Source organism: Paraburkholderia sp. SIMBA_030, from assembly GCF_046535245.1.
GTDB lineage: Bacteria > Pseudomonadota > Gammaproteobacteria > Burkholderiales > Burkholderiaceae > Paraburkholderia.
Window position 1 is genome coordinate 1 of sequence record NZ_JAWRXB010001093.1, and the last position, 254, is coordinate 254.

1 pseudogene is annotated in these 254 nt (G+C 65.0%); it reads right to left on the reverse strand.

The window, feature by feature from the left end:
* Nucleotides 1-254, reverse strand: a pseudogene (locus tag SB772_RS43385) (hypothetical protein); the annotation flags it as partial.

The window sequence follows — 254 nt, forward strand, 5'->3', positions numbered from 1 at the left end:
CCTGTCCCACGAACACGACCTTGCCGCCGGCAAGACGGATCGCCTGATCGACCGGCGCGCCATAGCTGACGACGTGGCCCATCTGCACGAGCACTTCGTTCTTTTCCGTCGTCACCTCAGGCAGCTTCTCGATCGCCAGCAGATTGTTGCCGGTAATGGTGCCTGCGACGGCCAGCGAGATACCTGCCGAGCAGGATGCGGTGACGAAACCCGCCTCGCCGCCCGTCAGCCGGGCGATGACGGCGCTTGCCTTG